Origin of the sequence: Cognatishimia maritima (assembly GCF_900129685.1) — a bacterium.
GTDB lineage: Bacteria > Pseudomonadota > Alphaproteobacteria > Rhodobacterales > Rhodobacteraceae > Cognatishimia > Cognatishimia maritima.
On the sequence record NZ_FQWM01000006.1, the window covers coordinates 162,959 to 186,057 of the forward strand.

20 protein-coding genes are annotated in these 23,099 nt (G+C 55.9%); 7 read left to right on the plus strand and 13 right to left on the minus strand.

The window, feature by feature from the left end; genetic code table 11:
• Positions 1–20: 20 nt before the first annotated feature.
• From upp to BUA39_RS13185, 5 genes are read right to left on the minus strand one after another with little or no spacing between them, the layout of a single operon-like run.
• On the minus strand, positions 21–653 hold the full coding sequence (gene upp / locus BUA39_RS13165; protein ID WP_072793674.1) for a uracil phosphoribosyltransferase: 633 nt from the start codon (positions 651–653) through the stop codon (positions 21–23).
• The gene (locus BUA39_RS13170) at positions 650–1,636 is read right to left on the minus strand and encodes an adenosine deaminase (RefSeq protein ID WP_072793675.1); all 987 of its coding nucleotides are present in this window, start codon (positions 1,634–1,636) and stop codon (positions 650–652) included. Before BUA39_RS13170 ends, upp begins: the two co-directional genes overlap by 4 nt.
• Positions 1,633–2,844 (minus strand): phosphopentomutase, encoded by a 1,212-nt coding sequence (locus tag BUA39_RS13175; protein ID WP_072793744.1) that lies wholly within the window; start codon positions 2,842–2,844, stop codon positions 1,633–1,635. The genes BUA39_RS13170 and BUA39_RS13175 overlap by 4 nt, the downstream gene beginning before the upstream one ends.
• A complete protein-coding gene (locus BUA39_RS13180) occupies positions 2,841–4,148 on the minus strand; it encodes a thymidine phosphorylase (RefSeq protein ID WP_072793676.1) in 1,308 nt (435 codons plus the stop codon). The genes BUA39_RS13175 and BUA39_RS13180 overlap by 4 nt, the downstream gene beginning before the upstream one ends.
• Positions 4,148–4,540: a cytidine deaminase gene (locus tag BUA39_RS13185; RefSeq protein ID WP_072793677.1), complete on the minus strand. Its 393-nt coding sequence runs from the start codon at positions 4,538–4,540 to the stop codon at positions 4,148–4,150. The genes BUA39_RS13180 and BUA39_RS13185 overlap by 1 nt, the downstream gene beginning before the upstream one ends.
• A gap of 212 nt (positions 4,541–4,752) precedes the next feature.
• Here BUA39_RS13185 and BUA39_RS13190 point away from each other — a divergent pair, with 212 nt between their 5' ends.
• From BUA39_RS13190 to BUA39_RS13200, 3 genes are all read left to right on the plus strand, one after another.
• A complete protein-coding gene (locus BUA39_RS13190; RefSeq protein ID WP_072793678.1) occupies positions 4,753–7,032 on the plus strand; it encodes an NADP-dependent malic enzyme in 2,280 nt (759 codons plus the stop codon).
• A 229-nt stretch (positions 7,033–7,261) separates the two neighbouring features.
• Positions 7,262–9,154, plus strand: a complete 1,893-nt coding sequence (locus BUA39_RS13195) for a propionyl-CoA synthetase (RefSeq protein ID WP_072793679.1) — start codon at positions 7,262–7,264, stop codon at positions 9,152–9,154.
• Between the two features lie 159 nt (positions 9,155–9,313).
• Positions 9,314–9,520: a cold-shock protein gene (locus BUA39_RS13200; RefSeq protein ID WP_072793680.1), complete on the plus strand. Its 207-nt coding sequence runs from the start codon at positions 9,314–9,316 to the stop codon at positions 9,518–9,520.
• A 59-nt stretch (positions 9,521–9,579) separates the two neighbouring features.
• Here the strand turns inward: BUA39_RS13200 and BUA39_RS13205 are convergent, their stop codons facing one another.
• Complete coding sequence (locus BUA39_RS13205; RefSeq protein ID WP_072793681.1) at positions 9,580–10,341, minus strand: NAD kinase; 762 nt, start codon at positions 10,339–10,341, stop codon at positions 9,580–9,582.
• 177 nt (positions 10,342–10,518) lie between these two features.
• On the opposite strand from BUA39_RS13205, the gene glyA reads away from it, so the two are divergent.
• From glyA to BUA39_RS13220, 3 genes are all read left to right on the plus strand, one after another.
• Positions 10,519–11,814 carry a serine hydroxymethyltransferase gene (gene glyA, locus BUA39_RS13210; protein ID WP_072793682.1) on the plus strand — a complete coding sequence of 432 codons (1,296 nt, stop codon included), beginning with the start codon at positions 10,519–10,521 and terminating at the stop codon, positions 11,812–11,814.
• 126 nt (positions 11,815–11,940) lie between these two features.
• Positions 11,941–12,810, plus strand: coding sequence for a DUF817 domain-containing protein (locus tag BUA39_RS13215; protein WP_072793683.1), 870 nt, complete (start codon positions 11,941–11,943; stop codon positions 12,808–12,810).
• A 62-nt stretch (positions 12,811–12,872) separates the two neighbouring features.
• Positions 12,873–13,637, plus strand: coding sequence for an alpha/beta fold hydrolase (locus BUA39_RS13220; protein ID WP_072793684.1), 765 nt, complete (start codon positions 12,873–12,875; stop codon positions 13,635–13,637).
• Positions 13,638–14,666: 1,029 nt separating this feature from the next.
• On the opposite strand, the gene BUA39_RS13225 is transcribed toward BUA39_RS13220, so the two are convergent.
• From BUA39_RS13225 to lepA, 3 genes are all read right to left on the minus strand, one after another.
• Positions 14,667–15,518 carry an ABC transporter six-transmembrane domain-containing protein gene (locus BUA39_RS13225; protein ID WP_072793685.1) on the minus strand — a complete coding sequence of 284 codons (852 nt, stop codon included), beginning with the start codon at positions 15,516–15,518 and terminating at the stop codon, positions 14,667–14,669.
• A 542-nt stretch (positions 15,519–16,060) separates the two neighbouring features.
• Positions 16,061–16,804, minus strand: a complete 744-nt coding sequence (locus BUA39_RS13230) for a DUF3800 domain-containing protein (protein WP_072793686.1) — start codon at positions 16,802–16,804, stop codon at positions 16,061–16,063.
• A 46-nt stretch (positions 16,805–16,850) separates the two neighbouring features.
• Positions 16,851–18,665 carry a translation elongation factor 4 gene (gene lepA / locus BUA39_RS13235; protein WP_072793745.1) on the minus strand — a complete coding sequence of 605 codons (1,815 nt, stop codon included), beginning with the start codon at positions 18,663–18,665 and terminating at the stop codon, positions 16,851–16,853.
• Between the two features lie 244 nt (positions 18,666–18,909).
• Here lepA and BUA39_RS13240 point away from each other — a divergent pair, with 244 nt between their 5' ends.
• Positions 18,910–19,341 carry a BLUF domain-containing protein gene (locus BUA39_RS13240; protein WP_072793687.1) on the plus strand — a complete coding sequence of 144 codons (432 nt, stop codon included), beginning with the start codon at positions 18,910–18,912 and terminating at the stop codon, positions 19,339–19,341.
• Here the strand turns inward: BUA39_RS13240 and arsJ are convergent.
• From arsJ to BUA39_RS13260, 4 genes are read right to left on the minus strand one after another with little or no spacing between them, the layout of a single operon-like run.
• Positions 19,338–20,585, minus strand: coding sequence for an organoarsenical effux MFS transporter ArsJ (arsJ, locus tag BUA39_RS13245; protein WP_072793688.1), 1,248 nt, complete (start codon positions 20,583–20,585; stop codon positions 19,338–19,340). The genes BUA39_RS13240 and arsJ overlap by 4 nt on opposite strands.
• Before the next feature lie 48 nt (positions 20,586–20,633).
• Positions 20,634–21,632, minus strand: coding sequence for an ArsJ-associated glyceraldehyde-3-phosphate dehydrogenase (locus BUA39_RS13250; RefSeq protein WP_072793689.1), 999 nt, complete (start codon positions 21,630–21,632; stop codon positions 20,634–20,636).
• Between the two features lie 23 nt (positions 21,633–21,655).
• Positions 21,656–22,720: an ACR3 family arsenite efflux transporter gene (arsB, locus tag BUA39_RS13255; RefSeq protein ID WP_072793690.1), complete on the minus strand. Its 1,065-nt coding sequence runs from the start codon at positions 22,718–22,720 to the stop codon at positions 21,656–21,658.
• Positions 22,717–23,070, minus strand: a complete 354-nt coding sequence (locus BUA39_RS13260; RefSeq protein ID WP_072793691.1) for an ArsR/SmtB family transcription factor — start codon at positions 23,068–23,070, stop codon at positions 22,717–22,719. Before BUA39_RS13260 ends, arsB begins: the two co-directional genes overlap by 4 nt.
• Between the last annotated feature and the right edge of the window lie 29 nt (positions 23,071–23,099).

The window sequence follows — 23,099 nt, forward strand, 5'->3', positions numbered from 1 at the left end:
GAGTAAAGCGCCCATATGATTTATTTTGTCCCAAACATGCGATCCCCGGCATCGCCCAGCCCCGGTACGATATAGCCCTTTTCGTTCAGGCGCTCATCAAGGGCCGCCGTGACAATTGGCACGTCGGGGTGCGCCTCTTTCATGCGCGCAACCCCTTCGGGCGCAGCAAGCAAGCAAAGAAAGCGAATGTCTTTCGCCCCGGCCTCTTTCAGCATGTCTATGGCTGCAACGGACGAATTCCCTGTCGCCAACATGGGGTCGACTGCGATCACCAGCCGTTTGTCAATTTGTGTTGGCACCTTAAAGTAATACTGCACGGGTTTCAGCGTTTCTTCATCCCGGTAAAGCCCAACAAACCCAACCCGCGCCGATGGGATAAGTTCCAGCATGCCATCCAGCAACCCGTTCCCCGCCCGGAGGATCGACACCAGCGCAAGTTTCGGACCGGCCAATGCGGGGGCATCCATCTCTTGCATCGGTGTTTCAATGGAACGTGTCGTCATCGGCAATTCGCGCGTGACCTCATAGGCCAACAGCTGGCTGATCTCGCGCAATAGCTGGCGAAACTCCGACGTCGAGGTTTCTTTCTTACGCATAATTGTCAGCTTGTGCTGCACAAGCGGATGGTCAACGACTGTCAGATGATCGCTCATGTGGACTCCAGTTTCTTAAGGACCCGCGCACGGGTCGCTTCATCACAAAACGCCGCCTCGGCAGCGGTCTTATTCAGCGCCAAGAAATCAACCTCGTCCCAGCCGTAAGCCCAATTCAGGGCCTCGTATTCGCGGGTCATGGTTGTTTTGAAAAAGGGTGGATCGTCAGTGGACACAGTCACGCGGACGCCAGCGTCGCGCAGCTTTTTGATCGGGTGCGCAGCCACGTCCCGATAAAGGCCAAGCACCACGTTTGACACCGGGCAAACCTCAAGCGTGACCTGCCGCGCGACCAATTCCTGCACCAAAGCCGGGTCTTCGATGGCCCGCACCCCGTGCCCAATACGAGCGACATTCAAATCGTTCAGCGCCTCACGCACGCTTTGCGGGCCGCCGAACTCACCGGCGTGAGTGGTCAATTGCAACCGGGCTTCGCGCGCCATGTCAAAGGCATAAGCAAAATCGCCTTGATGGCCACGCGTTTCGTCCCCGCCCATGCCAAAGCCGACAATCCAATCACCCGCCGTTTCCGCCGCACATAGCGCGGCTCGTTTGGCCAAATCCGGCCCAAAATGCCGGATGCAGGTGACGATCCCCCGCAGCGTGATGCCAAGATCCCTCTCTGCCTTCGCAGCCGCCTCTTGGATGGCGGTCAGGTATTCTTTCCACGCGCCAACATCCCCACCCCCGCAAAAGTCGGGTGAAATAAAACTTTCGCAATAGATCACGCCGTTTGCGGCGCTTTCCTCAAGCACCGCGCGGGTCAGTCGCGCATAGTCATCAGGCGTCTTCAGAACCGAGGTCGCAGCCTCATAGACTGACAGAAAATGAGCAAAGTCGCGGAAGGCATAGCCACCGTCTGTGTCAAAGACCTTTGAGATATCGACCTTCTTTTCGAACGCCAACTGGCGGATGAAAGCGGGCGGCGCGGCCCCTTCGTGGTGCAGATGCAATTCGACTTTAGGTAGGTCAACAAAACTCATATGAAACTCCTTCCCGGCCCCTGCGCCGCCACGCCCAAATGCATTGCAACGGTCGCTGCCACATCGACAAATCCAATATGGCCTGCCTCCCCGGTGCCAAGCCCATGGCACAGCACCGGCACCCGTTCGCGTGTGTGGTCCGTACCGACCCAAGTCGGGTCATTGCCGTGATCTGCGGTGATCAGCAGAAGATCATCGGCGCGCAATTTCGGGATCAATGTCCCGATTTCAGCATCAAACCACTCCAAAGCGCGCGCGTAACCGCTGACATCGCGACGGTGGCCATAGAGGCTGTCAAACTCAACGAAATTGGCAAAGGTCAGACTGCCCTCATCGGCGCTGTCCACGAGATCATTTAGATGGGTCATCAATACGTCATCGGCCCCTTTACGGACCTCATCAATGCCCTGCATAGAAAAGATGTCGCCAATTTTACCAACTGCATAGACGCGCCGTCCGGCGTCCTGCACCCAATTTGTCAGCACTTGCGCCGGCGGAGAGATCGCAAAATCTTTGCGGTTGCCGGTTCTTTGAAAACCGCTGGCTTCGTCGCCCACAAATGGGCGGGCAATCACTCGGCCAATTTTCCTAGCATGCAATATTGGCGCAATCGCCTCGCAAAATGAAAGCAACCGCGCAAGGCCAAAGCTATGTTCGTGCGCCGCCACCTGAAACACGCTGTCGGCAGAGGTGTAGCAAATCGGGAAGCCGGTTTGCATATGCAGCGCGCCTAACTCATTGATGATCTGCGTGCCCGATGCGTGGCAGTTGCCCAATATTCCGTCAACGCCAAAGGACGCAATAATCGCTCCAGTCAGATGCGCTGGGAAAGCCGGGCGCGTGTCTGGGAAATAGCCCCAATCCCATGGCACAGGCACGCCCGCCAGTTCCCAATGGCCAGAGGGGGTGTCTTTCCCACGAGAGGATTCTTGTGCCGCTGCCCAGAAGCCCGTTGGCGTGGCGTTAAGGCCCGGCACGTCGGCGCCGGAGGCCAATCGTGTCGCTGCCCCAAGGCCGAGGGCATCAAGATGTGGCACTCCCAAGGGCCCGCTGCGCCCATCTTCAGCTTTGCCCGCAGCACAAGCCTGCGCAATATGGGCAAGCGTATTGGCACCTGTGTCAGGTGTTTCACCATTGAAATACTGATCCGCGTCGGGTGCGCCGCCGATGCCGACGGAATCCATGACAACCAGAAACGCCCGGCTCATGCGCGCACCCATTCGTGGATCAACGGCAATGACTTGGGCGCTTTGCTGCCAATCTTGATGGCCTTCAGAATGGTGCGTTTTGCTTGCTCTGCCTGATCTTCGCGTGCCGCATGGATGCGCAACAAAGGCTGCCCTTTTGTGATGGATTGTCCCAGTGTCACGACATCAGACAGACCAACGGCGGGGTCAATCACATCACTTTCGATTTTGCGACCGCCGCCCAGATCGACAACCACAAGACCAAGCGCCTGACCGTCGATTTCTGCAACATAGCCCGCTTCTGGCGCGGCGACTTCTTGAATGACCGGCGCCTCTGGTAGGAAGCGTTGCCAGTTTTCAGCAAAAGCGACTGGTCCGCCCTGCGCGTAAACCATTTTGCCAAAGGCCTCTGCCGCGCGGCCAGAGGATATGGCATCAGCAATCATCGCGCACCCTTCGTCTGGGTCTTTGGCAATCCGCGCGTCCGCCAACAGTGCACCACCCAGCGCGTAGGTTAGGTCGCGCAAGGGTCCTTCGCGCCCCTCGCATAGAACGCCCATAACCTCACTGATCTCCAGGGCATTTCCCAAGGCCGGGGCCAAAGGCGCGCTCATATCAGAGATCACCGCGGAGGTCGGACACCCGGCCAAATTGGCGGTGCCCACAAGGGATTGCGCCAAGGCGCGGGCGTCATCCAGCGATTTCATAAAGGCTCCGCTGCCGACCTTTACGTCTAACACCAATTGCTCCAGCCCTGCCGCCAGTTTTTTGGACAGAATCGATGCGGTAATCAGGTCGAGGCTTTCGACGGTCGATGTCACATCGCGTATCGCGTAAAGGCGTTTGTCTGCGGGGGCAATGTTGGCCGAGGCGCTGACAATCGCTGCGCCTGCGTCGTGTAACACAGCCCGGAACCGCGCTTCTTCCAGATCAACACGCAAGCCTGGGATGCTTTCCAGTTTATCCAACGTCCCGCCCGTATGCCCCAGACCGCGGCCCGAAATCATGGGCACATAGGCCCCGCAGGCCGCCAGCGCAGGTGCCAAGACCAAGGACACACAATCGCCGACACCACCAGTCGAATGCTTGTCAACGACCGGGCCGTCACACTCCCATGTAAGGCAATCACCGCTGTCGCGCATCGCCAGCGTCAGATCAGCCCGAGCGGTTTCGCTCAGACCGTTCAAACAAATCGCCATGGCAAAAGCGCCAGCCTGTGCATCACTGACGGAATGGTCAGCCAGCCCTTTTGCGAACCACGTCAGCGCCTCTTGAGACGGGGAATGCCCTGCCCTGAGGTCAGCAATGACCGAGCGTGCATCCATTAGCTGTTCCCCAAATGCTCTTCTGTAAAGGCACCGGGCATCAGGTCCGCAAGCGTCATTGATTGTTCGATGCCCGACGTGGTCGCCATCGTGACAACCACATCTCCTGCGCCGAATTCGATCAGCTTTTGACGGCACCCGCCACAGGGCGACACGGGCAAAGGCGCATCGGCGACAACGTAGACCTCTGTCAGCTTGGTCTCTCCACCAGCGACCATTGCTGCAATGGCACCTGCCTCAGCGCAGGTCCCTTCTGGATAGGCCACGTTTTCGACATTACAGCCGACAAAGACATCTCCGCTTTGGGACTTGATCGCGGCCCCCACTTTGAAGTTGGAATACGGGGCATAGGCTTTGTCACGCACGGCAAACGCCTTGTCCTTCAAACTCATCACACCTTCCCTCTTCCTGCCTTGCCTATAATTGGTCGCGAACCCAGAACTTTAACCTGTCGGTCAAAAACAGCAACCGTTGACAGTTCGTCGCATATGGCAAAACACTGGTGTCGAACGGTTCGAGATGCAAGCGAAAGCCTGAGGCAAGACGCCGCTTTCACAGGTTTGAGAAATTAGTTTAAGGCTAAACAAAATTTAGGGAGGGCCGCGTGAGCGACACATCAAATGACCCGCAACGTCAGGCAGCGCTTGCCTACCATGAGTTTCCGAAGCCCGGAAAACTGGAAATTCGCGCGACCAAACCCCTCGCGAACGGGCGGGATCTTTCACGCGCCTATTCCCCCGGTGTCGCTGAGGCCTGCCTAGAAATCAAAGCTGATGAAGCCAATGCCAGCCGCTATACCGCGCGGGGAAATTTGGTTGCCGTTGTGTCTAACGGCAGCGCCGTCCTTGGTCTGGGCAATATTGGCGCGCTGGCCTCCAAGCCAGTGATGGAGGGCAAGGCCGTTCTATTCAAGAACTTTGCCAATATCGATTGCTTTGACATCGAAGTCGACGAAAGCGACCCTGAGAAACTGGCAGATATCGTCTGCGCGTTAGGACCGACCTTTGGGGCGATCAACCTTGAAGACATCAAGGCGCCGGATTGTTTTATTGTCGAAGACATCTGCCGCAAACGCATGAATATCCCGGTTTTCCACGATGACCAGCACGGCACCGCGATTGTTGTTGGCGCGGCAGCGACCAATGCCTTGCGGGTTGCGGGCAAATCTTTTGAGGATATCAAGATCGTCTCAACCGGCGGCGGCGCTGCTGGCATCGCCTGCTTGAATATGCTGCTGAAACTGGGTGTGAAACGCGAAAACGTTTGGCTTTGCGACATTCATGGGTTGGTCTACGAAGGCCGGACCGAAGACATGAACCCGCAAAAGGCGGCTTTTGCGCAGAAATCCGATCTGCGCGCTTTGGACGACGTGATCGACGGTGCGGACCTCTTCCTTGGCCTGTCCGGGCCGCGCGTTCTGAAGCCAGAGATGGTGGCTAAAATGGCGGCACGCCCCATCATCTTTGCCCTTGCGAACCCAACACCGGAAATCATGCCGGACCTTGCGCGCGAGGTCGCTCCTGACGCGATCATCGCGACGGGCCGCAGCGATTTTCCCAATCAGGTCAACAACGTACTGTGCTTCCCCTTCATTTTCCGCGGGGCATTGGATGTCGGCGCGACCGAAATCAACGACTCGATGAAAATCGCCTGCGTTGAAGGCATTGCCGAACTTGCGCGCGCGACGACCTCTGCCGAGGCTGCAGCCGCCTATCAAGGCGAAGAGCTGACCTTTGGCGCGGACTACCTGATCCCGAAACCTTTTGATCCGCGCCTTGTGGGTGTCGTTTCTGCCGCTGTCGCAAAAGCCGCGATGGAAAGCGGTGTCGCGACCCGGCCTATTGATGATCTTGAAGATTATGTTGAACGGCTGAACCAGTCGGTCTTTAAGTCCGCCCTGCTCATGCGCCCAGTGTTTGAAGCGGCGCGCACGGCCTCCCGGAAAATCGTCTTCTCGGAAGGTGAAGATGAACGCGTCCTGCGCGCGGCGCAGGCCATTTTGGAAGAAACGACAGAGAAGCCCATCCTGATTGGCCGTCCCGAGGTGGTTGAGCGCAGATGTGAACGTTTGGGGCTTACCATCCGCCCGGGCAGCGACTTTGACATTGTGAACCCAGAAAACGACCCGCGTTATCGGGATTATTGGGAGACCTACCACAGCATCACAGCGCGCAAAGGGGTAACCCCGGATATTGCCCGCGCCATCATGCGCACCAACACAACGGCGATTGGTGCAGTCATGGTGCATCGCGGTGAGGCCGATAGCCTGATCTGCGGCGCGTTCGGCGAATTCCGCTGGCATCTGGATTACGTCAATCAGGTGCTAGGCGATGAAACCCATTCCCCCCATGGTGCTCTGTCGCTGATGATCATGGAAGACGGGCCATTGTTCATCGCGGACACCCACGTCTGGTCCCTGCCGACGCCCGAGAATCTGGCCATGGTGGCCCAGGGGGCCGCACGTCACGCACGCCGTTTCGGCGTTGAGCCTCGGATCGCTTTCTGTTCGCAATCTCAGTTCGGCAACCAGCGCGAAGGGTCTGGCAAACGACTACGCGAGGCAATTGCACTGCTTGATCGCCTGGAAACGAACTTTGAATACGAAGGCGAGATGAACGTTGATGCAGCGCTCGACCCAGAAATTTGTGCGCGCCTTTTGCCTGACAGCCGGCTCAGCGGGCCAGCGAATGTCTTGATCTTCGGTCATGCAGATGCTGCGTCTGCGACCCGCAATATCCTAAAATCAAAAGCGGGCGCCATTGCGGTTGGACCGATCCTAATGGGCATGGGCAACCGAGCGCATATTGTGACGCCATCCATCACCGCGCGCGGGCTTTTGAACATGGCCGCAATCGCAGGTACACCCGTGGATCACTACGGCTGATTTTGTGACAAAACCGAGGTAAATTTACACATCCCGCTCAAGGGGTGTGTAAACATTTTTTCCATATATTTCATAATCCTATATCCAAATATTCACATAATTACTCTAAAATTTACAATCCATTTCAGCGCTAACAGAAAATTTCCTGACAAAGCTGACGCCCTTCCTATGCCAAATTCTTTACAGCATAGAGCCGTGCCCACTAGGCTTGCGCTAGGGAGAAGACAACATGCCATATCAAGACGTTTACGATGCCTGGAAAGCGGATCCAGAAGCATTTTGGATGCAGGCCGCCGCTGCCATTGACTGGGACACGCCGCCGACCAAAGCGCTGACTGACAAAGGCGACGGGCTGTTTGAATGGTTCGCCGACGGCACCGTCAACACGTGTTGGAACGCGGTTGACCGACATGTTGAGGCCGGACGCGGCGACGCTGTTGCAATCATCTATGACAGCCCAATCTCTGGCGCAAAGTGCGAGATCACTTTCTCTGATCTTAAAACACGCGTCGCAAACCTTGCCGGCGCGCTGCGGGCGCAGGGCGTGGAAAAAGGCGACCGCGTTCTGATTTATATGCCAATGATCCCTGAAGCTTTGGAAGCAATGCTCGCTTGCGGTCGGATTGGTGCGATCCATTCGGTGGTCTTTGGTGGATTTGCCGCCAATGAACTTGCAGTGCGCATCGATGACGCGACCCCCAAGGCAGTGATCGCAGCCTCTTGCGGCCTCGAACCGGGGCGCATTGTAGAATACAAGCCGCTTCTGGATGCCGCGATAGAGACCGCAACCCACAACCCCGAATTCTGCGTGATCCTACAACGCGACCAACAAACAGCCCCGATGATCGAAGGACACGACTTTGATTATCACGGGTTTCAGGAGGGCGTGACGCCCGCCGACTGCCTCCCTGTCGAGGGCAATCACCCCTCCTACATTCTCTACACTTCGGGCACGACAGGCCAGCCCAAAGGTGTTGTCCGCCACACAGCAGGTCAGCTTGTGGCCCTGAACTGGACAATGGAGGCAATCTATAACGTCAAACCGGGTGATGTGTTCTGGGCGGCGTCTGACGTGGGTTGGGTCGTGGGGCATTCCTACATTTGCTATGGCCCGCTGATTCACGGCAACACGACGATTGTGTTCGAAGGCAAGCCGGTCGGCACGCCCGACGCAGGCACCTTCTGGCGCGTGATCTCCGAGCACAAGGTGACGTCGTTCTTTACGGCCCCTACTGCCCTTCGTGCGGTCAAACGTGAAGACCCGGCAGGGGAATTGATCAAGAATTATGACCTCAGCAGCCTGAAACAGATCTACCTTGCGGGCGAACGGGCTGACCCTGACACGATCACCTGGGCGCAAACCCATCTGAACGTCCCCGTGATTGACCATTGGTGGCAAACCGAAACCGGCTGGGCGATTGCGGCCAACCCGCTGGGCCTCGAGGAATTGCCCGTCAAACTTGGCTCCCCTGCCAAACCGATGCCCGGCTACGACGTTGTCATTCTTGGCGAAGACGGCCATCCCGTGCCAGACGGGGACCTCGGTGCCATCGCCATAAAGCTGCCCCTGCCTCCGGGCACGTTACCCACGCTGTGGAACGCTGAAGAGCGGTTCAAATCAGCCTATCTCACCGCCTTTCCCGGCTACTACGAGACTGGCGATGCGGGGATGAAAGACAAAGACGGTTACCTTTACATCATGGCGCGCACCGATGACGTGATAAACGTCGCCGGTCACCGCCTGTCTACGGGCGCGATGGAAGAGGTCTTGGCCAGCCACCCGGATGTTGCCGAATGCGCTGTCATCGGCGCCTCTGACGCTTTGAAGGGGCAAACACCGGTCGGTTTCCTTTGTCTAAACGCAGGCTGCGACCGCCCAGCAGAGGACATCGTGAAAGAAGTGGTCACGCAGGTCCGCACCCAAATCGGTCCGGTCGCGGCTTTCAAGAAAGCCGTGGTGGTCAACCGGTTACCCAAAACACGGTCGGGAAAGATATTGCGTGGCACCATGGTGTCGATTGCAGATGGGAAAAACTGGAAAATGCCAGCCACGATCGACGATCCCGCGGTTTTAGATGAGATTGCAACAGCGCTTAAAACGATTGGATACGCCAACGCTTAGCCTTTGACATCGCCGCCCAAGCATGCCATCACAGCCGCGCACGAAGTGCCTTCTATCGTTTACCTGTCTTAGCCTATGGCGACCCACGCATTCGATTTCTGCACAGACGCCAAGGACCCGTCGCACGTCGCGAGCGGGCAATATTTAAGGAGAACGGTAATGCCTACAGGTACCGTGAAATGGTTTAACACTGACAAAGGCTACGGCTTTATTGCACCAGAAGATGGCGGCAAAGATGTATTCGTACACATCCGCGCGGTCCAAGACTCTGGCCTTCAAGGTCTGGCTGACAATCAAAAAGTCACCTACGAACTGCAATCCGGCCGTGACGGCCGCGAAAGCGCAGGCAGCCTCGAACTGGCATAAGCCAGATTGAGATCTGACATTTGATTAGGACGGGCGCTTTTGCGCCCGTTTTTCTTTGCTCAGACGAATTGTTCGCGGATCAGCCGTTCTTCCAACCCATGCCCCGGATCAAATAGGATACGATGGGCGACGGCGGGTTCTGACCGGACCTCGACAGAGACAACATCGCGCACGGAACGGCTATCGGCATCGGCCATCACAGGTCGTTTTTGCGGATTCATCACTTCAAACCGCACAACAGAGCTTTTGCGCACCAAGGCACCGCGCCAACGTCGCGGCCGGAAGGGCGCAATCGCCGTCAACGCAAGCACATCCGAGCCTATTGGCAGGATTGGCCCATGGGCAGAGTAGTTATACGCCGTTGATCCTGCCGGTGTGGACAGCAAGGCCCCGTCACACACCAGTTCATCCAAGCGCAACCGCTCATCAATCCAGATGCGCAGCTTTGCAGCCTGTGGCCCCTGCCGCAGCATCGAGACTTCATTGATCGCAAGCGCCTCGTGAATGTCGCCGCTGGCAGTTGTTGCGCGCATCGACAGCGGGTTGATCTCTTCTTCTTCCGCCAGCGCCAGACGATCCAGCAGGTCGTCCTCGTGATATTCGTTCATCAAGAAGCCAACTGTTCCGCGGTTCATGCCATAGACCGGCGCATCTAGGTCCTGCGTGCTGTGCAGGGTCTGCAGCATAAATCCATCCCCGCCAAGCGCGACGATGACCTCGGCCTCTTCGGGATCACAGGTGCCATAGCGGGCAATCAAGGCGTCGCGACCGGACTGCGCGAGGGGCGCGTCGGACGCGAGAAAGGCGATTCTCTGAGCCATTGTTCTGCTGCGATTCCTGTTTCCAAAGACCGTCATGTGGTTCCGAAAGAAACACAAGTTTACCCATTAAGCCAGTCTTGCCGCTCTGAATGGCAATCATGCCGCATTCTGTCCTTCCCCACCCATGAAGTTTCCTATAGGAAATCGCGCAATTGACCTTAATTGGAGTCGCCTAACATGACCGCCACCACCCGTGACGCTGGATTTTTCACTGAATCCCTTGCCAGCCGTGATCCAGAGCTGTTTGGCTCTATCACCGATGAACTGGGCCGCCAGCGCGACGAGATCGAGCTGATTGCCTCGGAAAACATTGTGTCTGCAGCCGTGATGGAGGCACAGGGATCTGTACTGACCAACAAATATGCAGAAGGCTATCCAGGTCGTCGTTACTATGGCGGTTGCCAATATGTGGATGTGGCGGAAAACCTGGCCATCGATCGCGCGAAACAGCTGTTTGGCTGTGAATTCGTGAACGTGCAGCCAAACTCTGGCTCTCAGGCTAACCAAGGTGCGTTTAATGCGCTGATAAAACCGGGCGACACCATTCTGGGCATGAACCTTGCCTCCGGTGGTCACCTGACCCACGGCGCAGCACCAAACCAATCCGGCAAGTGGTTCAACGCCGTCCAATACGGTGTGCGTAAGCAAGACCAGTTGATTGACTATGACGAAGTGCAAGCACTGGCGACCGAGCATCAGCCAAAGCTGATCATCGCAGGTGGTTCCGCGATCCCACGCCAGATCGACTTTGCGAAATTCCGCGAAATTGCTGATTCCGTTGGCGCGTACCTGATGGTTGACATGGCGCACTTCGCGGGTCTGGTTGCGGCGGGCGAGCACCCTTCCCCATTCCCGTATGCAGACGTGGCGACCACAACCACGCACAAAACCCTGCGCGGCCCTCGTGGCGGCATGATCCTGACCAACAACGCCGATATCGCGAAGAAAGTGAACTCTGCGATCTTCCCCGGCATCCAAGGCGGCCCGCTGATGCACGTCATTGCAGCCAAAGCCGTGGCTTTTGGAGAAGCGCTGCGTCCAGAATTCAAGACCTACCAAAAGCAAGTCCGCGCAAACGCGGTTGCACTGGCAGATCAATTGATGAAGGGCGGTCTGGACATCGTCACCGGCGGCACCGACACGCACGTTATGCTGGTCGACCTGCGCCCCAAAGGCGTGAAAGGCAACGCGACCGAGAAAGCCTTGGGACGTGCGCATATCACGGCCAACAAAAACGGCATCCCGTTTGACCCAGAAAAACCAATGGTCACATCTGGTCTGCGCCTCGGCACTCCAGCGGGTACAACCCGCGGTTTCGGCGAGGCCGAGTTCCGCCAGATCGCCGATTGGATTGTCGAAGTGGTCGACGGCCTTGCAGCCAATGGCGAAGAAGGCAATGCCGAGGTCGAAGCAAAAGTGAAAGCCGAAGTCGCAGAGCTTTGCGCCCGTTTCCCGATGTACGACAACCTCTAAGTCAAACCCTAAAATAATTCGCCGCGCGTCCCTTAAAGACGCGCGGTTTTCATTTATTTTGGCATATTTCTGCGCATTTCCGCGCCGCTGCTGGACAGCGAGGCGATTTCCGGTCCATGTAATTCCATGAAGACAACCACCGATCTAGAGAACGAAATCGGGCATTGGTTTCGTGCCCATCTGCCCCGCCCCGTGATGGAATTCTGCGTGTTCTGGCTGAAACAAGCTTGGGCAAGTATCTATGCAATTCTCCTTCTGATCGGCATCTATTTCAGTTCGCTGTTCTGGCAAGCGGATTGGCCGCTGGCACGCTATGACGCGCTGGTCCTATGGGCCGTTGGCTGGCAGATCGTGATGTTGGTCTTCCGGCTGGAAACCCTGCAAGAGGCCAAGGTGATCCTGCTGTTTCACTTGATCGCCACGGTGATGGAAGTTTTCAAGGTCAACGCCGGAAGCTGGCACTATCCCGAAGAGGGTCTGCTAAAACTTTGGAATGTGCCTCTGTTCTCCGGGTTTATGTATGCCTCTGTAGGAAGCTATCTGGCCCGCGTGATCCGATTGTTTGACATCCGCTTCACAAATTACCCGCCGCTTGTCCTGACATTCCTTTTGGCGGCAGCGATCTACATCAATTTTTTCGCGCATCATTTCTGGTACGATATCCGTTGGGCGCTTTTTGCCGCGACGATCCTGTTGTTCTTCAAAACGCGCGTCACCTTTCGCATCGCCCAAACACGCTATTATTGCCCCCTGCCATTCGCTGCTTTTCTGTCCAGCATCTTTATGTGGCTTGCCGAAAACGTCGGGACCTTGTCTGCGACATGGCTCTACCACGGGCAATCGCCTGACCAGTGGGTCAGCTTTGCCAAACTGGGGTCCTGGTATCTGCTCCTCTATGTTAGCTTTGTTTCTGTGACGCTAGTGATGCGAGAGGCTCTACGGAGCGACACACGACGCCCCCGGTCCGCGACCGCGACCGCTGCCGCACTTTCATAGCCACTTCGCAGGGCTTGTCGCTGCTCTCTTGTCCCTCGTGCGGGCTGTGATACATCAGTCGCATGCTGAATATGATCACACATGGTGAACCAACCGACCGCCCGCCACTATTGATCGTGCATGGGCTTTATGGCTCCGCACGGAACTGGGGTGTGGTGTCCAAGAAGCTGTCGGATGAGCGGCAGGTCATCGCTGTCGACATGCGCAACCACGGCATGTCAGACTGGCACGACAGCCACACATACGCTGATCTGGCAGGTGACTTGGCGACTGTTTTGCATGAGATCGGACCGGCGGATGTCCTAGGCCACTCGATGGGGGGCAAGGCCGCGATGGTGACGGCACTGCACCATGCAGAGCTTGTGAACCGCTTGATCGTCGCAGATATCGCACCAGTCGCCTATGGGCACACGCAATTACCGTTCATCCATGCAATGAAAAAGGTCGACCTGAACATTGTCGACAAACGCTCTGACGCGCTGGAACAGCTTGCGGACGCGGGTGTTGAGGACCCAACGCTGCGGTCGTTCTTTACGCAGTCGCTTGACCTGAAGGCGCGCAAATGGCGGCTGAACCTTGATGTGCTTGAGGCTGAGATGTCCAAAATCATGGGCTTCCCAGAGGATGTCACCGGCACATACAAGGGCGCGACATTGTTCCTGTCGGGTGCTGATTCTGACTATGTCTTGCCGGAACACCGACCGCGCATCCGCGCTTTTTTTCCGCATGCGAAATTCGTGAAAATCTCGGGCGCAGGGCATTGGCTCCATGCAGAAAAGTCAACCGAATTCATCGCAACTGTCCGCGCTTGGTTGGCGCGGGCGTAACAGCTGCCACAAAATCGGCCATCAGACGCAATATGTAGTTGATTTTGGCGTGAGACACCGATATCCATGCCCTACAGGTGCATAAGACGCGGTATGCAGAACTGACGCACGGGGCTCATTGCTTTTGCAACGGGCCCCGTCTCTGTTTTTAGGCTCAGTTTCTAACGCTTGTTCAGCACAAAGAAACCGAGCAATGCCCGACATGTTTCATGTACCGAATTCCCAAAATAAGAGAAGACGTCAGGTGCTTAGACGCGGTCCTCGCAGCGGGGCCGAAACCCCAATCCCTGACGCCTTCCTAGAATGTAGGGCCAGCGGTATTCCACACGGGACAACCAGCCAAACCACTTCATTCAAATGCAAACGCTCCGACGAGCCTTCGCACGCGGGATACGTTCCAATGGGGCAGACCCCGAAGGGCAAACCAAAGGGACGTTCCACCCTAGCCGGCGTTCAACCACCAACGGGCGAACCCGCCGACAGCCGTCTGATACAAGCGCCTGGAGTTTAGTCCGAAGACATCATCCAAGAGACCGGCATCAGAACCGACCCACACAAAGGTTTTCTACACTGCCTTCCCGCAGGGTGATCTCTGAAAGAGGGCCCGTTGTTTCGGCCAGCGTCCTGGTTCGGATGGACCACCGCGATTTGCACCGCCGCGCCCCGTGCGAGAATGGATTGTCGCCTCCCCGTTCCCGCGCCAGCCCCAAGAGGCCTTTGCGTCCCGCTTGAGAGTGTCTGAGGTGATCTGCTGATCGCTTCGTTTGCTCTCTTGCGTTGAAATCAGGTTGGCATTTGATCCGCCGACCTGACAAGAAAAATATTGTTCGTTATGTCACTTTTCTGAGGGCAACCCCTTGGAAAGACTTGTGGATTTCCTGTGGATAAGTGGAATTTTGGTCGATTTTTGGCTGGGTTGGCTTGTTGAAAAAGAAAGTTTGAGAATTGAAAGGATGCTGCATTGCGGCGCTCCCGAAAATCTGGGGTGCTGCCCAGAATCATCCGAATTTCAGGGGGAATCGGTCGCGCCTAGACCTGCCCCAACCGCCGCGCGATGTCGATTAACCGCCCGATCTGCTGTGCAATATCCGGCAATTCATCCACCGCGCGTTCGATCACATAGATGTAAGCAACGACCGCAAGGATATCGCCCGCCAAAAACGCATCATTGGTGCTGAACCGGATCAGCACAAACACTGCGGCCCCCAACAACAGAAACTGCGCTGGCAGCCACCCCGCAAGGTTCATGTCAGACAAGCGAATGCGCCACTTTGCCATACGCAGAAAATGCACCTTCCACTTATTCTTGCGCCGCCCTGCCACAACGCGCACCTGCTTCTCCCATTCGGTGTTCAGGCGTTTGTTGGTGCGAAAGGCGCGAAGCCCCATATAGACGTTCCACCCCGCGATCGGCAGCAATAGCAGCAGCACAAGCATCCCCGAAACGACATCATAGAAGAACAGAAAAACTAGGCTGCCGAGAATACCGACAATAGTGGCGATGTGCATTGGGAAGTATTGTTCGAAGAAATCCACCAGTTCCTCGATCATCTCGACCCGAGCTGAAATCATACTGACGCCGGTGCCAGAATCCTTTTCGTAATCGACCACCTCATAAGAAATCGTGGCGTTCAATTTGGAATACATCCGCGTATCAAACGCCTGCTTACCCGACGAAATCGCGATATGCGCCAGCCATGTGACGATCAACAGGCCCAGCGACAGATAATTGTCTTGTTTCAACCCGTTAACGGCATAGCCCGTGGCCCATGGGTAGCATAGGCTGATGCCGGTTTCGAGAAAGCTCAGGAAAAAGGAAAAGCCGATCCGCAGACGGTTTGCCCGAAGGTGATCGAGGCCAGATGGTTCTTGATCGTCCATGTGCTCGCTTATTATAGCGCGGCCTTTTGAGGGGCTGCAGTGGCAGCTAAACATGGTTTATTCGGCGCGGGCAAGGTGGGTTTCGCTGGGTGGTTGTGAATTTTTCGAAACCGGGCAAATCCGACACTGTGGCTGGTCGTGGGGTGGGGTTTCACCCCACCATAATCACGTTTGGACATGGAAAATCGGTGGGGTAAAACCCCACCCTACGGCTGACATTCGGCCCAGCGTCTGATCTCGAGCGAAAGCAAAGCACAGCTTGCCAAAATCAAAACGTCTCAACTAACCCCAGCGCCCGGCCCGGGGTGGGTGCAAAGCGCCCGCCCATGGGGGCGGTTCGGGCGCTGCCCATGCCGATGCATTTGATAACCTAGCTAAAGCTTCAAGCTTGAAACATCATGACGCGGATAAGCTGAGGATAAATCAGCATTAGTAGTGGAATTTATCCACTCGAGTGGATATATATTGTGTACGATCTGAAACTAGGCACAACCTAGAAGTAGGATCGTCCCGGCGGACAGGAAACTGTCCGCCCTTATTTTTCAAATAAACACAATGCCTTGCGGATCCTTCGCGGAAGCTAGTTTATTTAGCACAGGATCGAGTCTGTCAAAATACTTAGACGCACCTTTCTTTCTAATGTAGGAATTGGGTCGAAGTCTTTGATGTAAAAAGTATGCAACCACGTCACAACTTTGGATCGGCAAAGACGCCTTGGAGTTTCGCTCCGAAGGGTCCTCGATAATTCTTACAATTGGCGAATTGTTGAAACCGCCACCCCAGCGATTTGGAATTGGATTATAAACAGACATTCGCCGCATGATCGAAGTCAGTTTTTTCCCAGATGTTGCATCGGTAAACACTAAACCATAGGAGCGCTTATAGCCTCCCGGAAAGTTTCCGTGCGCGATCGTATTCTCAAACCTTTGAAATAAGGTGCTCCAAGCCGCCGAGAAAATATCAAAATCAGCTGGCTTATTCGCTTTGTTTACAACGACATTTGTAATCGAAATCGAATTGAGCTTAGAGAGCTCATCTAAGTAATTTCTAAGAATAGCCAGACGGTGATGTTTTGCTATGTCAAATTGGTTCTTTCGAACGATCTCAACTGCATGAATTTCTGTGCGAAGTGGGAGCCCATAAACCGAACGCATAGTTTGACGAAATGCAACTAGCCGGTCAATAAACGCTCTCCATTCGCTTTCGTGGACCACCAAGCCGGACAAACAAAAATAGTCCGATTGAGCAGTATTGTTGCCGGGATCACCACTTTCATCGACATACATTAGATACAATTACTTACTCCAAAATATTTAGAGCAAGTCTTGCTTGTTAGTCGTCCATTTTCAACGCAGAAATAAACGCTTCCTGCGGGATATCTACCTTACCAAACTGGCGCATCTTCTTTTTACCCGCTTTCTGCTTCTCCAGCAGTTTCTTCTTCCGGGTTGCGTCGCCGCCGTAGCATTTCGCGGTCACGTCTTTGCGCAGCGCTGACAGTGTCTCGCGCGCGATCACCTTGCCGCCAATCGCCGCTTGGATCGGGATTTTGAACATGTGACGCGGGATCAGATCCTTGAGCTTTTCACACATCGCCCGGCCACGCATCTCGGCGCGGTCGCGGTGCACCATCGTGGAAAGCGCATCCACCGGTTCGTCATTCACAAGGATCGACATTTTCACGAGGTTATCCTCGCGGTAGCCCGTCATCTGATAGTCAAAAGACGCATAGCCCTTGGTCACGGATTTCAGGCGGTCATAGAAATCAAACACCACCTCATTGAGTGGCAGGTCATAGACCACCATCGCGCGAGAGCCGGCGTAGGTCAGGTTTTCTTGAATGCCGCGGCGGTCTTGGCAGAGTTTCAATACATCGCCGAGATACTCATCTGGCACCAGAATAGTCGCCTTGATGCGCGGCTCTTCGAGGTGGTCAACCTTTGACAGATCGGGCATGTCAGCGGGGTTGTGCAGCTCGATCATCTCGGGCTCTTCGCCCTCTTTGGCCTTCATAAAGATGCGATAGATCACCGAAGGCGCGGTGGTGATCAGTTCGATGTTGTATTCGCGTTCGATCCGGTCGCGGATCACTTCGAGGTGCAAGAGGCCCAGAAAGCCGCAGCGGAAGCCAAAGCCCAGCGCGGCAGAGGTTTCCATTTCGAAAGAGAAAGACGCATCGTTCAGCGCCAGTTTTTCAATGGCATCGCGTAGGTCTTCGAATTCGGAACTGTCGACCGGGAACAGGCCACAGAATACAACGGGCTGCGCGGGTTTGAAGCCGGGCAGCGCTTTGTCAGTCCCGTTCCGGTCATTGGTGATCGTGTCACCGACGCGGGTATCGCGGACCTGTTTGATCGACGCGGTCAAGAACCCGATCTCGCCCGGGCCAAGTTCATCGATCATCTGCATCTGCGGGCGGAAAACGCCGATCCGGTCCACATGGTGCAGCGTGCCGTTGGACATGAACTTGACGCGCATGCCCTTTTTCAGCGTGCCATCCATGATCCGGACCAGAACGATAACGCCCAGGTAGGAATCGTACCAACTGTCTACCAGCATCGCTTTCAGGGGTGCATCACGCTCCCCTTTCGGGGCTGGAAGGTGATCGACGATGGCCTGCAGGGTCTCGCGGATGCCTTCCCCTGTCTTGGCCGAAACCCGCAGAGCGCCGGTGGCGTCAATGCCGATCACGTCTTCGATCTGCTCCGCCACGCGGTCACAATCGGATGCGGGCAAGTCAATTTTGTTCAGAACCGGCACAATTTCATGGTCAGCGTCGATTGCATGATAGACGTTCGCAAGCGTCTGCGCCTCGACCCCTTGGGTAGAGTCCACAACCAACAGCGAGCCTTCAACCGCGCGCATAGAGCGCGAGACTTCGTAAGCAAAGTCGACGTGGCCCGGCGTGTCGATCAGGTTCAACACATAGGTCTCCCCGTCATTGGCGACGTAGTCGATCCGCACGGTGTTGGCCTTGATGGTGATACCGCGTTCACGTTCGATATCCATGCTGTCCAGCAATTGTGCCTTCATGTCACGATCTTCCACTGTGCCCGTCTCTTGAATGAGGCGGTCGGCAAGGGTGGATTTCCCGTGGTCAATGTGGGCGACGATGGAGAAATTGCGGATTTTCGAAAGCTCTGTCATCAGGCGGATATGTCGCGGAAATGCTTGCTGGTCAAGCCGTTCCGCAATGGCTGTCATGCGATTTCGCCGTGGCTGCACCTGTACGATCAGGAATACGCAGTTTTCGCTTTGCGACCGCGACATCCTCGATTGCCTACCAATTCATTTCAACCCTTAAGGGAGGTGAATTGATCTCAATCAACCCGCTTTCCGACAAAAGTGGCTAAAGGACCTAAATCCACATCTTAGTATCAGGATTTCGTGCATGTTCTACAGAATCATCTACATGAGCACTGCAAACGGAAACCCCGAGCAGGCAGAGCTTGAGGCGTTGATGCAGCGGGCGCGCCGAAACAATGAGCGTGATGGCATAACGGGCCTTGTGGCCTACCATGACTTCACGTTTATCCAAGTTCTTGAGGGCCCCGAAGATAATGTGCGGGCCTGCTTTGATCGTATTCGCGACAGCAAACTGCATCGCAATATCATCCTTGTGTACGAGGCCCATACTGGCGCCCGTCTCTTTGATCGCTACGCAATGGCCTTTGTGCCGTCTGCCGATCGGAACCGCCCAGTGAACACGGCATTTACAAATTTGCGAAACCTGTTTGACGGCGACATTGGTAAGCGCCTTGAAACAGATGTCGCGGCGGAAGGTTTCCTGCGGGCGTTTTACGATACAATGCGTGGACTTTAGGGGCCCAGCTTACGCGCCGCGAGCGTCGATGCCGCAGCCATAACTCCTGCAGTCAACAGACAGAGCGGCAGGCCGCCGACCTGGTAGCTAACACCTGACAGCAATGTCCCTAACAACCGACCTGCAGCATTGGACATATAATAAAACCCCACATCCATGGTCACCCGCTCATCGCTGGTAAAGGCAAGGATTAGGTAGCTGTGGACCGAACTGTTCACCGCGAAGATGAAACCAAAGATCAAAAGCCCAACCACCACCACAGGAGTTAGAAACGGTATTTCCAGATACACAGCCAATGCCAACACGGAGGGCACCAAGGTCAATAGCCCAACCCAGAAGATGGCGGAGTGGACAATCTGCGCAGTGTCACGCTCGGCGGCTTTCAGCAGCTTTGGGGCAAGGCCTTGGACGAAGCCATAGAGGATGATCCAGACAGCCATAAACGTACCGATGGTGAAGAAAGCCGCGCGGTTTCCGGCTTCGGTGCCGTCGCTCAGCACGGCATAGAAATAGATCGGGATGCCAACGACGAACCAAACGTCTCGTGCCCCGAACAGGAACATCCGGGCGAGGCTGAGGCGGTTGATGTTGCGGTCTTTGGACCAAACCTGAGAGAACTTGGCGGTTTTTTTGCCCTGTGGCAGCCCCGCTGGCATGAAGATCACAGTGCCAATCAGGATGATCGTCAGGACGCCCGCCATGGACCAGATCGCGGTGAGGAAACCAAACACCGCCAGCAAAGCTGCACCCAGCAGAAAACCAAACCCTTTGACCGCATTCTTTGACCCGGTCAGGATGGCGACCCAGCGGAACAAGCCGCCCTGCCCTTTGGGCGCCAGCAGCTTCACCGCGGATTTTGCCGACATTTTTGACAGGTCTTTGGCCACGCCCGAAAGCCCCTGTACGCACATCACGAAAACAACTGACGCGGTCAGGCCCCACGCCGGGTCAAGCTGCGCTAGCGCGACCAATGCGACAACCTGCAGGCCAAGCCCTGCATAAAGCGTCGAGGTCAGGCCAAACCGCGCGGCAATCCAGCCTGCGGAAAGGTTGGTGACGACGCCCATGACCTCATAAAGCAGGAACAGATAGGCAAGCTGGACGGGAGAGAACCCCAACGTGTGAAAGTGCAACAGCACCAGCATCCGCAGCGCCCCATCGGTCAGCATAAAAGCCCAATAGGCCGCTGTGACGGTGATATAGGCCGCTAGGCCATTTGGTTTGTCCTGAGTGGTCTCTGCCATCTGATCGATCCAGCTGAAAAGAACCCGGCCTTTAAGCCGGGCGCGCAGTTACAGGCTTTCTGCCACCATTTTGGTAATATCCGCCAAACGGCAGCAATAACCCCATTCGTTGTCATACCAAGCGTAGATCTTCACCTGCCGTTTGTTCACAACCATGGTGGAAGGCGCATCTACAATGGTGGATCGGTCATCGTTGGTGAAATCGCAACTGACCAAGGGGCGCTCTTCGTAACCAAGGATGCCCGCAAGCGCACCATTGGCGGCCTCGCTCATGGCGGCATTGACCTCTTCAGCGGTAACATCTTGGGCCACGTCAAAGACGATGTCCGTCAAGGACGCGTTCAGCAGCGGCACGCGCACGGCGTGGCCATTGATGCGGCCCTCTAGTTCTGGGAAGATCTGTATAACCGCTTTGGCAGAACCTGTTGTGGTTGGGATCAGCGAATTTAGCGCAGACCGTGCACGACGAGGGTCCTTGTGCGCTTTGTCCACGATGGTCTGCGTATTGGTCACGTCATGGATTGTCGTGAAAGACGCTTGTTCGATCCCAAAGGTTTCCAGCATCACCTTAACGACCGGCGCGATGCAATTTGTTGTGCAGCTGGCCGCAGTGACGATATCTTGGCCGTCATAGGTGTCGTGATTGACGCCATACACAATATTCGCTGCGCCCTCGATCTTGACCGGAGCCGAGACGACGACCTTCTTCACACCCGCATCAAAATAGGGCTGCAGGCTCTCTGCCGTTTTGAATTTACCGGAGCATTCAATCACCAGATCAACGCCCTTGAGCGCCAGATCGGCAGGCTTTGTTTCCTGCGTGAACGGGATCGCCTGACCGTTCATGGAAATGCTGTTCTGGTCGTGGGAGACATCGCCGTTCCAGCGGCCATGCACCGTGTCAAACTCAAGCAAGAGCGCGTGGGTTTCGATATCACCGACAGGATCATTGATCAGGGCGATCTGGCCGCCAAGCCCCAAATCAAACAGGCGGCGCAGCACCAGTTTGCCCATGCGGCCAAGACCATTGATTGCGATTTTCGTCATCTTTTCAGTCCTTTGAACAGGTATCAAGAAGGAAACCAGCCACGCGTGCGGTTGGCAAAAGCAACAAGAGACAGCATGACCGGCACCTCAACCAAGACGCCGACAACAGTGGCAAGCGCTGCACCAGAGCCTAGGCCAAAGAGGCTGATTGCGACGGCCACCGCCAGTTCAAAGAAATTCGATGTGCCAATCAGCGCGCAGGGTGCCGCCACATTAAAGGGCACTTTCCAAAGCCGCGCAGCGCCATAGGCAAGGAAGAAGATGCCATAGCTTTGGATCAGCAATGGGATGGCGATCAGCAGAATGACTAGCGGGCGATCCAAAATCACCTGCCCTTGAAACCCAAAGAGCAGCACAACCGTCAACAGAAGGCCAAGGATTGAGGCTGGCTTGACCTTGCTTTGGAATTGCTCAACTGCGGCCGCGCCACCCCGTCGCATCAAAACAGACCGTGTCGCCACCCCTGCAAGCAACGGCAGTGCCACGTAAAGCAGAACTGAAATCAGAAGCGTATCCCAAGGCACAGCAATATCGCTGACACCCAACAGCAGCGCAACAATCGGGGCAAAGGCAAAGACCATCACAACGTCATTCACCGACACTTGAACCAGCGTATAGGTCGCGTCGCCGCGCGTCAGGTTTGACCAGACAAACACCATCGCCGTGCAAGGGGCCGCGCCCAAAAGAATGACACCCGCAAGATAGGCCTGCGCATCGTCTGGCGGGATCAACCCCGCAAATATCACTTCGAAAAACAGAACACCAAGCGCGGCCATGGTAAAAGGTTTGATCAGCCAATTGACGACAAGTGTAATGACAAGCCCCTTAGGCCGGTCGCCGATCTGCTTGAGCGCGGAAAAATCTACACCGACCATCATCGGATAGACCATCGCCCAAATCAGAACGGCGACGGGCAGGTTGACAGAGGCAACCTCAAGCGCCGCCAGCCCGCTAAAGAGCGCCGGAAGCAAGCTGCCAAGCAGGAGCCCTGCGGCAATCGCCAAAGCGACCCAAAGCGACAACAGCCGTTCGAATGTGCCAAGGCCGCTTTGCTCCGCCGTCAGTTCCGCCTGCGCGTTCATCGTCATTTTGCTTCTCCGCAAGTGCTCGTCTGGCAGGTGATTTCAGCAATCAAAGGCGCGCAAAGCTCAGGCTGGCCACCGCAACAGTCCTGCAGCAGATACCCAAGCAAGCCCTGCAGGCCGTCCATGTTCGCGAAGTAACGGATCGCCCGCCCCTCTCGCTCATTTCGCAAGAGGCCCGCGTTCAACAGAACCGACAGGTTCGTTGACATGGTGTTTTGGCGGGCACCTAAGGCTTCTGAGATTTCTCCGGCCAGCTTCCCGTTGTCTCCGGCCTGCACCAGCAGACGGAATGCGTCCAAACGAGAGGCTTGGCTGAGGGCGGCGAAAGCGACAAGGGCGGCTGATTTATCCATATATCTGGAATTATTGATATGAAGCCTGC